The 11,184-nt window shown below is 38.2% G+C and carries 9 protein-coding genes and 1 pseudogene; 4 read left to right on the top strand and 6 right to left on the bottom strand.

The genetic code is table 11. The annotated features are described in order from the left end of the window. The coding region (gnd, locus tag KTHG_RS05835; protein WP_139992740.1) for a phosphogluconate dehydrogenase (NAD(+)-dependent, decarboxylating) at positions 1–835 on the bottom strand (835 nt) is incomplete at its 3' end. A gap of 138 nt (positions 836–973) precedes the next feature. Between gnd and KTHG_RS05840 the strand changes: the two genes are divergently transcribed. Further along, positions 974–1,819, top strand: coding sequence for a MurR/RpiR family transcriptional regulator (locus KTHG_RS05840; protein ID WP_126990104.1), 846 nt, complete (start codon positions 974–976; stop codon positions 1,817–1,819). A gap of 76 nt (positions 1,820–1,895) precedes the next feature. On the opposite strand, the gene KTHG_RS05845 is transcribed toward KTHG_RS05840, so the two are convergent. After that, positions 1,896–3,236 carry a GntT/GntP/DsdX family permease gene (locus tag KTHG_RS05845; protein ID WP_139992149.1) on the bottom strand — a complete coding sequence of 447 codons (1,341 nt, stop codon included), beginning with the start codon at positions 3,234–3,236 and terminating at the stop codon, positions 1,896–1,898. A gap of 279 nt (positions 3,237–3,515) precedes the next feature. Here KTHG_RS05845 and KTHG_RS05850 point away from each other — a divergent pair, with 279 nt between their 5' ends. Further along, a complete protein-coding gene (locus tag KTHG_RS05850; RefSeq protein ID WP_139992151.1) occupies positions 3,516–4,313 on the top strand; it encodes an alpha/beta hydrolase in 798 nt (265 codons plus the stop codon). Between the two features lie 51 nt (positions 4,314–4,364). On the opposite strand, the gene parC is transcribed toward KTHG_RS05850, so the two are convergent. Further along, positions 4,365–6,785 (bottom strand): DNA topoisomerase IV subunit A, encoded by a 2,421-nt coding sequence (gene parC / locus KTHG_RS05855; RefSeq protein WP_139992153.1) that lies wholly within the window; start codon positions 6,783–6,785, stop codon positions 4,365–4,367. A 2-nt stretch (positions 6,786–6,787) separates the two neighbouring features. After that, positions 6,788–8,737: a DNA topoisomerase IV subunit B gene (gene parE / locus KTHG_RS05860; RefSeq protein ID WP_222424337.1), complete on the bottom strand. Its 1,950-nt coding sequence runs from the start codon at positions 8,735–8,737 to the stop codon at positions 6,788–6,790. 262 nt (positions 8,738–8,999) lie between these two features. Here parE and plsY point away from each other — a divergent pair, with 262 nt between their 5' ends. After that, the gene (gene plsY / locus KTHG_RS05865; RefSeq protein ID WP_126990109.1) at positions 9,000–9,602 is read left to right on the top strand and encodes a glycerol-3-phosphate 1-O-acyltransferase PlsY; all 603 of its coding nucleotides are present in this window, start codon (positions 9,000–9,002) and stop codon (positions 9,600–9,602) included. Positions 9,603–9,621: 19 nt separating this feature from the next. Then, on the top strand, positions 9,622–9,915 hold the full coding sequence (locus tag KTHG_RS05870; protein ID WP_139992156.1) for a HesB/YadR/YfhF family protein: 294 nt from the start codon (positions 9,622–9,624) through the stop codon (positions 9,913–9,915). A gap of 168 nt (positions 9,916–10,083) precedes the next feature. On the opposite strand, the gene KTHG_RS05875 is transcribed toward KTHG_RS05870, so the two are convergent. Then, positions 10,084–10,509 carry an acyl-CoA thioesterase gene (locus KTHG_RS05875; RefSeq protein ID WP_139992158.1) on the bottom strand — a complete coding sequence of 142 codons (426 nt, stop codon included), beginning with the start codon at positions 10,507–10,509 and terminating at the stop codon, positions 10,084–10,086. A 57-nt stretch (positions 10,510–10,566) separates the two neighbouring features. Beyond that, a pseudogene (locus tag KTHG_RS05880) lies at positions 10,567–11,049 on the bottom strand (M14 family zinc carboxypeptidase); the annotation flags it as partial. Between the last annotated feature and the right edge of the window lie 135 nt (positions 11,050–11,184).

Consider the following 11,184-nt stretch of genomic DNA (forward strand, 5'->3'; position numbering starts at 1 on the left):
TAAATGTATCATCTTCTTGTGAACGGTAGCGCATCATTAATGATAATGCTGTAACCGGAACGGCTGTCCCTAGCTCTAGAGCTGTCTCAACTGTCCATTTACCTTCACCTGAAGAATGCATAACTCCTTTAATTGTTTCTAGTTTAGGGTCTTTTGAGAATGCATTTTCTGTTAATTCCATTAACCATGAACGGATAACAGAACCGTTATTGAAGACATGCGCTACTTTTTCGTAATCATAATCATAATTTGATTTTTCAAGTACTTCAAAGCCTTCTGCGATTGCTGCCATCATCCCATATTCAATCCCATTATGAATCATTTTTAAAAAGTGGCCAGAACCCGCTTCACCTGTGTATAGGTAACCGCCTTCTACGCAAATGTCAGCGATGAAAGGTTCGATTGTAGCAAATGCCTCTGCATTGCCACCAATCATCATACAAGCACCATTACGCGCGCCTGATGTACCACCTGATGTACCAACATCCATGAAGTGAATGCCTTGTTGTTTTAAATCATCCGCAAATGCAATTGCTTCTTTGTAGTGTGAGTTCCCACCATCAATTAAAATATCGCCTTCTGATAATAAACCTTTTAATGTTTCGATTGTTTGTACCGTAATATCACCTGCTGGTACCATTAACCAAACGATGCGTGGTGTTTCTAATGCGTCAACCATATCTTCTAAAGATGCTTTATATGTGCCACCTACTGCTGTAAATTTTTCGCCTGATTCTTGATTCACATCAAAAGCTGTTACCGTGTGTTTGTGATCCATTAAGTTTTCTGCTAAATTGAAGCCCATTTTTCCAAGGCCAACTAAACCAATATTCATAAGGCATTCTCCTTTTTTTCTCGTTATTTTCTTTTATTATACCGAATTTTTTTTCATTTTAAAACTATTAATAAGAAATATTTTTTCTAAAGTTGATTATGCTATAATAAATTTACTTTCATATAAAGGAGTTTTCGTATGACGCAAAACACATTACGCAAAATTCAATCCATGTATCCTCGCTTAAGCGATAAAGAGAAAAAGATTGCTGACTTCGTGTTAGAAAACCCAGATCATATTATCCAAAATACAATCAATGGCGTTGCAGAGCAGCTTCATGTGGCAGATGCGACAGTTTTCCGCTTCTGTAAACGCCTTGGCTTTAAAGGCTATCAAGCAATGAAAATTGCCTTAGCCCAAGAAGCCATCGCCCCTTTAAAGCAAATTCATGAAGAAATTCAAGAGGGCGATTCGGAAGAAACAATTACATCAAAAATTTTCAAATCGAATATTCAAACGCTTGAAAATACCGAAAATATTTTAGAAGCACAATCACTAGAGTCAGCAGTAGACCTGTTACATACCGCTTCTGAAGTTTATTTCTTCGGTACAGGTGGCTCGATGATCATTGCGATGGATGCTTACCATAAATTTGTACGTACAGGTGTAAAATGTTATTCATTTATTGATTCGCATTTCCAACTGATGGCGGCTAGTCAAATGAAACCTACCGATGTAGCGGTTATTGTTTCCCACTCTGGGAAAAATCGTGACACACTGAATATTGCACGCGTCGTACATGAATCGGGCGCTAAAATCGTGGCGATTACAGGCTTCCCAAAATCAAACTTGGCACAAATTGCCGAAGTATCCCTTTTCACAAGCTCCGAGGAGACGGAATACCGCTCTGAAGCACTTTCTAGCCGTATTGCACAGCTCAGCTTAATCGATGCGCTGTACGTCAATATTATGGTGCTGCGTAAGGATACGTCGACAGATGCAATGAAAAAGGTACGTCACGCTATTTTAAATACCCGTATTTAAAAAAAGAATGTAAGCGTTTTACTGGAGAGGTTGAAAAAAAGGTCGGAACAATACTTAATTGTTCCGGCCTTTTTTATTAAATAAATGCGTTAACGATAAGTGCAAGAATAAACGCTGAGAATGATAATATAGTTTCAAGCGCTGTCCACGTTTTAAATGTTTCTTTAATTGTTAGACCTAAGTATTCTTTTACCATCCAGAAGCCGGCATCATTAACATGTGAGAACATTAATGAACCTGCACCTGTTACGATAACAAGTAATTCTTTGTTGACACCCGTCATATGCTCAATAATTGGCGCTACGATTCCTGCTGCTGTTGTTAAAGCAACTGTTGCTGAACCTGTCGCAATACGGATAAGCCCTGCAATAACGAAAGCTAATACAAGTGGTGATAACTCAAAGTTTTGTGCAAGGTTACCGATTGTCGCACCAACACCAGAGTCGATTAAAATTTGTTTAAAACCGCCACCAGCACCAATGATAAGTGCGATAGAGCCGACTGGCATAATACAGTCTTCTGTAAATTCTTTCATTTGTTTCTTCGTAATACCTAAACGATGTCCTAAGAAATAATACGCAGCAAATACTGAAATTAATAAGGCGATTAACGGACTACCAATAAAAGCAAATACATGTTCTGTGCCTTTACCCGCGCCAATTAATTTTGTTAAATAACCAGCCATTGTACCAAATACCATTAAAATAACGGGTAATAAGATGATGAAGAATGACATACCAGTTGATGGCATTTGTGAGTCATCTTTATCTTCTATAATGATTGTTTTTGGTTCGCCTTCTGGTTTCACACGTTTGCTAATGAATTTGGCGAATAATGGACCGCCTAAAATACCTGCTGGAATGGCGATAATTAATGAGTACAATAATACTTTGCCCATATCAGCACCATAAATACCAATAGCAGCGACAGCCCCTGGGTGTGGAGGAACTAAACCATGAACGATTGATAAACCAGCGATTGCAGGTAAACCAATTAGTAACAAGTTTTTCTTAGAAGCTTTCGCAATGGAAATAATTAGTGGAAGAAGGATTAAAATTCCGACTTCAAAGAATACGGGAATTCCGATAATAAAACCTGATAAAAACATTGCCCATGGCAAACGTTTTTCTCCGAATACTTTAATAAAGAAATTTGCGATTCGCAGTCCGGCACCTGATTCGGCAAGCATCTTACCTAAAATCGTACCTAACGCGATAATACCAATCAAGTGACCTAATGTACCGCCAACACCTGTTTCGTAAGCGGTAACAATTTTATCAAAGGACATGCCTGAGAAAATCGCCAAGAATAAACTAGCAACAACTAAACTAATGAACGCGTGCCATTTGAAGACTGAAACGCCGACAATGACGATGACGATGGCTAATAATGTAATGAGTAATAAATAAGCGTCCAATTACTTCATCTCCTTTGGAATTGTAATTTTTAAAAATGTAAGCATTTTCATTAACGTTATTATACGAAAAAAATTTTCTTTTTTCAATATAAATAATCAAAAAAAATTCATTGCACTATTGTGCTTCAAGAAAAAAATCTGTTTCTTGTGTACGATTTTTATATTCCCCTATTTATTTCTACTATTCATGAACTATTTTTTCATATTGTCAAATAACAAAATTTTACTCATTTCTAAAAAAACGGTATGATAAGAGTAATCGAATAAGGAGTGATAACTATGACATCATTAGCACAACATTCAGAATCATTCGAACAGGTAGGTAATCATGTAGGAATTTTAGTATTGCACGGCTTTGCGTGTACAACACAATCTGTACAACCGTGGGCAGAGGCTTTTGCCAAACGCGGTTACACGGTAAAAATGCCTATTTTAGCGGGGCATGGTACAACACCCGAGGATTTATACAATACGACGATTGAACAGCTTGTCCATAGCGCAACGGCCGCTTTAGAATGGCTACAAGAACGCACAGAGCACCAAGTTATTTGCGGGTTCGATTTTGGTGGTACAATCGCGCAGCATCTTGCACAACAATATCATGTAGATGGCTTACTGCTATTAAATGCAGCCTATCAATTACCTGCCAAAATGCTTGATAACGTTGAGGCGGTCATTCAATCAAGCGACACATACGGTCCTATCGGGACAGCTGACATCAAAAATCCACGCGCAACCGTTTATCGCTATGATAAATACCCTGTTGCATTAGCTCGTGAAATGATTATATTTACAAAAGATGTAGCCGCGCAATCAAATCGTATTCAAGCACCGCTCCTTGTTATGCATTCAACAGATGACCATGTGCTTCCACCTCAAACGGTTGATCACTTAATCGCAACCGCTTCTTCAAAAGAAAAACATTTAATTATGTTACAAGATAGCTATCACTATGCGTTAGTTGACTACGATGCACCACGTATCGTCGAGCAATCTCTCTATTTCGTTAAAGGGATTGATCCAGATCGTTACGCGCAGCCAATTGAAGAAAAACAAAAAAGAAAACGTCGTCGTTAATTTTCCACGTAAAAAAGCCGGAAACAATTGTTTCCGGCTTTTTTTGTGTATTTATTGTTGTTTGATTAATGCGATATGCGTGATTTCTCCATCAGCATCGCAATCAATTACAAATTGACCATTTGAATAACGCTCTGCATGACGATATTTCGATACCGCTAACGTTTCCGGCTGACCTTTTTCCGTTTCAATTACGACTAAATCATCTTTTTCTACACGACGCACATCAACAATACGATGTGGTTTTGATTTTAAGTCTCGTAAAATCGTTAAACCGCGTTTTGCACGACCTGTTAATTCAAAATCAGCAATACGCATACGTTTAACTGCCCCGCGATGTGTCACGATAAATACATCGCCCTGATCATCTGCATCGACAATAACAACCGATGCAATATAATCTTCATCTTTTAAGTTTGCTGCTTTAATACCTGCTGTTCGCGTGCTTGTTGGTGCTACATCTTCCATTGGGAAGCGAAGTTCGTAGCCGTCATGGGTTACTAAAATAACATCTTTCGCGCTATCATCAACAATTTGTGCAAAAATTAACTCATCGCCTTTTTTCACATTCATTGCTTTATACGTTTTATTAAAACGTGTAATTAAATATTCTTCTAGTGCTGTTCGTTTAATTTGACCATTTCTTGTAACTGTCACAACGGAGCGTTTTGCCTTGAAATCCGTTACACCTTCAACCGAAATCAGCTGCTCGTCTGCATCAAGCGGTACAATACTTGAAATGTGTTGTCCAAGATCTTTCCAACGAATGTCTGGAAGATCGTGAACGAGTTGTAAAATATAACGACCTTTATTCGTAAAGAGCATGACATGCTGCTGCGTATTAATGAAAGCTTGATAACATACGTGATCCGATTCTTTCATCGCTAATTCTTTTCCGTTAGATGATTTATATGAGCGTGGACTCGTACGTTTAATATAGCCATCTTCTGTTACAGATACGACTACTTCTTCATTTGGAATTAAAACATCCATATCGACTTTAATTTCTTGCACTTCTGCTTCGATAACGGAATGACGTGTTGTTTTAAAATCTTTTTTAATCGCTGTCAATTCTTTGCGTAATACGGCAATTAATTTTTTATTATCACCTAAAATTTCTTCAAGTTCGCTAACTCGTTTTGTTAATTGTAGATGCTCTTCTTCAAGCTCTGTAATATCAGTATTGGTTAAACGATACAGTTGTAATGACACGATTGCTTCCGCTTGTGTCTCAGAAAACGCAAATTGTTCTATTAAATTATGTTTGGCATCTTTTTTATCTTTTGATGCGCGGATTGCTTTAATGACTTTATCCAAAATAGATAAAGCTTTCATTAGCCCTTCTACAATATGTAGACGTGCTTTGGCTTTTTTTAAGTCAAATTGCGCGCGACGTGTAATAACATCTTTTTGGTGATTTACATACGCTTCTAACATTAATGGCAATGTCATCATTGTTGGTCGACGGTTATGAATCGCAATCATATTAAAGTTATAGGTTACTTGTAAATCCGTATTTTTAAATAAGAATGGTAAAATCGGTGCTGCTGGTGCATCTTTTTTCATTTCAATAACGATACGAAGACCTTGGCGATCTGATTCATCACGCACTTCCGAAATATTATCTAGACGTTTATCTAAACGTAAGTCATCCATTTTTTTCACAAGATGCGCTTTGTTCACGTCAAATGGAATTTCTGTAATGACAATTTGCTCTTTTGACCCTTTTAATTGTTCAATGTCTGTTTTCGCACGTACGATAATTTTACCGCGTCCTGTTTCATATGCCTTTTTAATGCCCTCTGCACCTTGAATAATACCACCTGTTGGGAAATCTGGACCCGGTAATACCTTCATTAATTCATCAACTGTCACAGTTGGTTTTTTCAAATATAATAATGCAGCGTCAATGACTTCATGAAGTGCATGTGGTGGAATATCCGTTGCATAACCCGCAGAAATCCCGGTTGCACCATTCACTAATAAATTTGGGAAGCGCGCAGGTAATACAGTGGGCTCTAAATCCTGGTCATCAAAGTTTGGAATGAAATCAACCGTTTCTTTTTGTAAATCACGTAATAACTCAATTGAAATTTTCGATAAACGCGCCTCTGTATAACGCATCGCGGCAGGTGGGTCACCATCAAGTGAACCGTTATTACCGTGCATTTCAATTAGTGGCATGCTTGATTTCCAGTCTTGACTCATACGAACCATTGCCTCGTACACACTTGTATCACCATGTGGGTGGTAGTTACCAATTACGTTACCGACTGTTTTCGCCGATTTACGGAATGGTTTATCCGCTAAATTCCCTTCATTGAACATCGCATATAAAATACGACGTTGTACGGGTTTTAATCCATCGCGTGCATCTGGTAGTGCACGGTCCTGAATAATATATTTACTATAACGACCAAAACGGTCTCCAATGACATCTTCTAAAGGAAGATTTTGATAGCTCTCAGCCATTACTAAACCTCTCCCTCTGCAATAAACTCATTTTCTAAAATATTACTGTCTTCTTCCATACTGAAGTCAACATTGGATTCAATCCATTTACGACGGGGCTCTACTTTATCACCCATCAATGTCGAAACACCGCGTTCAGCGCGCTCTAAATCATTAATTGTTACACGAATTAATGTACGTGTTTCAGGATTCATTGTTGTATCCCATAATTGGTCAGCGTTCATCTCACCTAACCCTTTATAGCGTTGTAGAATGTAGCCTTTCCCAACTTTTGCAATGGCACCATCTAAATCCTCATCTGTCCAAGCATATTCAATAACTTCTTTACGGCCACTACCTTTAGATATTTTATACAAAGGTGGCAGTGCAATATACACTTTTCCTGCTTCAATAAGCGGGCGCATATAACGGAAGAAGAATGTTAATAATAGCACCTGAATATGCGCACCATCTGTATCAGCATCGGTCATAATGATTACTTTATCGTAAGCAGAATCCTCTACTTTAAAGTCCGTACCAATCCCTGCTCCAATTGCATGAATAATCGTCGCAATCTCTTCATTTTTTAAAATGTCTTGCATTTTTGCTTTTTCAGTATTCACAACTTTCCCACGTAATGGCAAAATCGCTTGGAATGTACGGTCACGCCCCTGTTTCGCAGAACCACCCGCAGAATCCCCTTCGACTAAATACAATTCATTTTTCGATGCATTTTTTGATTGTGCAGGCGTTAATTTACCTGATAGGATATTTGCTTGTTTTTTGTTTTTCTTGCCGTTACGCGCATCCTCACGTGCCTTACGCGCCGCTTCACGCACTTGTTGTGCACGAATTGCTTTACGAACAAGTGATGCAGATAGATCTGCGTTTTCTTCTAAAATGTACATGAGTTTTTGTTGAATCACACCATCAACTGCACCGCGTGCTTCACTTGTACCTAATTTACCTTTTGTTTGGCCTTCAAATTGTAAAAGATTTTCAGGAATTCGCACCGAAATAATCGCTGCTAAGCCTTCTCGAATATCTGAACCATCTAAGTTTTTATCTTTTTCTTTTAACAAACCAATTTTGCGAGCATAGTCATTAAAGACGCGTGTCATCGCTGTTTTTGCACCGGTCTCATGTGTACCGCCATCGCGTGTACGAACGTTGTTGACAAATGACAGAATCGTTTCTGAATAGCCATCGTTAAATTGGAATGCAAACTCGACCTCAATTTCATCTTGAGTTCCTTCAATATAGTGAACGGGGTGTAATACGTCTTTATCTTCATTTAAATAAGATACGAAAGCTTCGATCCCATTATCATAGTGATATACTTCATGTTTTTCTGTTGCTTCTTCAATTAGTTCAATTTTTAAACCTTTTAGTAAAAAGGCAGACTCACGCAAACGCTCTGCTAAAATGTCGAAATTGAATTTTGTAACAGAGAAAATTTCTGGGTCTGGTTTGAAATGCACCATTGTCCCAGAATCTTTTGTTGAACCGATATGTTCTAATGTTGTAGCTGGCTTCCCGCCATTTTCAAAGCGCATATAATATTTTTCACCGTTACGATGAATTTCTAATTCCAATAAACTTGATAAGGCATTTACAACAGATGAACCTACACCATGTAAACCACCACTTGTTTTATAGCCACCTTGACCAAATTTACCGCCGGCATGTAGCACCGTAAAAATAACTTCTGGTGTTGGTTTGCCAGTTTTGTGCATCCCTGTAGGTAAGCCACGTCCATGGTCAATGACCGTAATCGATTGATCTTCATGAATTTTTACGATGATATGATTACCATATCCTGCTAATGCTTCATCGACTGCGTTATCGACAATTTCGTAAACAAGGTGATGTAGACCACGTCCATCCGTAGAACCAATATACATCCCTGGTCGTTTTCGAACCGCTTCTAATCCTTCTAATACTTGAATCGCATCTTCATTATAAGATGTCATTGTTTGTTTTGTTGTCAAAAAAATTCCCCCTAGAGCAAACACCCGTTCGTATTTCCTTAGTTTAACACTCATTATATCACTGTCAACTGCTCACGTCACGAATTGACTCACGCATTATTGTACTACAAACGTTGAATTGAAAGCAAAATAAGAATAGAATATGAAAGACAAATGTTCAATTGTAACCTGTTTATCATATATGCTAAAATAATTAGCATATATTATTAGCACCTACTACTAAAATTTAAAAGGAGCTCTTTGCATGAACTTATTTCTTGTCCTTATCTTAGCTTATTTATTGGGTTCTATTCCAACGGGCTTATGGATTGGCCGTGCATTTTTTAAAACAGACATCCGCGAACACGGCAGCGGTAACTTAGGCGCCACGAATACATTTCGTGTACTCGGAAAACCAGCTGGCTCTATTACGATGGTCATCGATATTTTAAAAGGAACAGCAGCTACGCTATTACCTACATTAAGTGTTTTTGCTGGTAGTGGTGTACCACCGCTAGTTGCCGGCCTTGTAGCTGTTGTTGGACATGTATTCCCGATTTTCGCAAAATTCCGCGGAGGTAAAGCGGTTGCTACATCAGCTGGCGTTCTTTTAGGCTATCACTGGCCCGTTTTCCTTTTAATTGTCCTTGCTTTCTTGGTATGCTTAAAAGTGTTCAAAATGGTTAGCCTTGCTTCGATGTTTGGTGGCGTTGTTGCCTTTGTTTATGCCGTTGTACATTTTTTCATGACAGACGATTGGCTATTATTATTAATCATTACGTTATTAGCTGGTTTTGTTATTTATCGTCATCGTTCAAATATTCAACGCATTAAAGCTGGCACCGAACCAAAAGTCACTTGGCTATAACAAGGGAGTGTTTTACATCATGAAAATTGTTATTTCAAACGCTGCATTAAATTGGTTCAAAGAAGAAATGGATGCAGAGCCTTCAAGCTCAATTAAGTTTTTTGCCCGTTACGGCGGATCGAATCCATTTCATGAAGGCTATTCAATCGGTGTCACATTTGATGACCCGATTGAAGAAGCTGTCACAAATGATGTAGATGGTATTCATTTCTTTATCGAAAACGATGATTTATGGTTTTTTAATGACCACGATTTACATGTTGATGTAAACACTGAATTAGAAGAGTTAACGTATGACTATGTAAACCCATAGCATCTTCTCTACGTAAAAAGAGACTTTGATATACGTGTAAAAATAACCACTTCTATAAGTATAAGAAAAACCGGAACCGCGCTACCGCGTGATTCCGGTTTTTTGTTGTGAACGCTAAAAAAGAACATGACGTGTTTTGTCCCGGCCCCTTTTTTATTATGTAAGCATTTAAGCTTGTTGTTCCGCAATTTCAATATATTTATTGTACCATTCTTCATTTATTTTTTTAAATGATACAGGACGGAAGTTTTCTTTTTTCACAATAATATGCTCTGTTGTCGCTGTCGCAGCTACGGTACCATCTTCATGTAGTACTTCGTAAGCGTAGACTGTTCGCAATTTATCTTGTGATTTTACCCATGTTTTAACAAAAGCCGGCTCCCCATAGCGAAGGGATGCTTTATAGTTAATATTAACGTTCATAACTGGTGATACATAGCCTTTTTCTTCTACTTCAATAAAAGAATATCCAAGATCCGTAATGAGTTGTGAACGTCCTAATTCAAGCCACACGACGTAATTGGCATGATAAACGACACCCATTTGGTCTGTTTCTGCATAGCGAATTTCGATTTCCTTTGTACTTGTAAACATAATTGGTCACCTCAGCACCCATTATGACGCAGTTACCAGCAAAAGAAAAGACTTGAATTAACGCGCTGCGGCTTCTTTGGCAACAAGTAAGCCAACGTATTTATTTTTCTTCCATATACTTAACCACTGACTGTTAGGAACTGGCTGATTGCCGGCATATGGCGCAATTTCAATCGTAATACCGGGTTTTCCGGTCGTCGCCACAAACCAATCCTGTCCAGCGCCAGAACCATTTACAACGCCTGTAGTGTTGTCTGGGCGATATCCTGTCATTTGTTGAATCTGCGTCACGAGTGGTTGATGCTGTGCTAATTGCGTCGTATTTTGTTTGTATTTCCAGTACAATATTTCCCCTGATGAATGATAGGCAATATAGGTTTTAAAATTATGCGCTTTCACAAACTTCACCATGGCTTTTGTTTCAGGCTCTGACACAGCATTCGGGCCTTTATAAAACTGGTAAGAGCGTGCTCTAGGTATTGTAGACGTTTGCTTCCATGCGACATTGTAATTACGATTCAAATCTACACCACGAATATTCGCTTTATAGCGCGCAAAGTTTTTACTATTGCCATTATAGGCTAATACTTTTGCGCGTTTTTCAGCTGATACCCTGCTTAATTGTTTTTATAGGCTATTTTTTATTTTATATAGACTAGCGAGTTATTATTTTTT

Source organism: Kurthia sp. Dielmo (assembly GCF_000307285.2).
Classification (GTDB): domain Bacteria; phylum Bacillota; class Bacilli; order Bacillales_A; family Planococcaceae; genus Kurthia; species Kurthia populi.